Source organism: Pseudomonas sp. NY15435 (genome assembly GCF_048068295.1).
Taxonomy (GTDB): domain Bacteria; phylum Pseudomonadota; class Gammaproteobacteria; order Pseudomonadales; family Pseudomonadaceae; genus Pseudomonas.
The window spans coordinates 1-528 of the sequence record NZ_JBLUQA010000031.1 but is presented as its reverse complement, the minus strand read 5'-3'; the positions used below and the strand labels follow the sequence as shown (position 1 = coordinate 528).

Genomic DNA, 528 nt, shown 5'->3' with positions numbered 1-528 from the left:
CAACGCCACCTACAACCGCCTGGACAAAGACAACGCCGCCGTACTGCTGGTCGACCACCAGGCCGGTCTGCTCTCGCTGGTCCGCGACATCGATCCGGACAAGTTCAAGAACAACGTGCTGGCGCTGGGTGACCTGGCGAAGTTCTTCAACCTGCCGACCATCCTCACCACCAGCTTCGAAACCGGCCCCAACGGCCCGCTGGTGCCCGAGCTGAAAGCGCAGTTCCCGGACGCGCCGTACGTTGCCCGCCCCGGCCAGATCAACGCCTGGGACAACGAGGACTTCGTCAAGGCGGTGAAGGCCACCGGCAAGAAGCAGCTGATCATCGCTGGTGTGGTAACCGAGGTGTGCGTGGCATTCCCGGCGCTGTCGGCCCTGGCGGAAGGTTTCGATGTGTTCGTGGTGGCAGATGCTTCCGGCACCTTCAACGAGATGACCCGCGACGCCGCCTGGCGCCGGATGGAAGCGGCCGGTGCGCAGCTGATGACCTGGTTCGGCGTGGCCTGTGAGCTGCACCGCGACTGGCG

1 protein-coding gene is annotated in these 528 nt (G+C 65.2%); it reads left to right on the top strand.

The window, feature by feature from the left end; all coding sequences use genetic code 11:
* The coding region (gene ycaC / locus ACNFH5_RS30560) for an isochorismate family cysteine hydrolase YcaC (protein ID WP_416752678.1) at nucleotides 1-528 on the top strand (528 nt) is incomplete at both ends.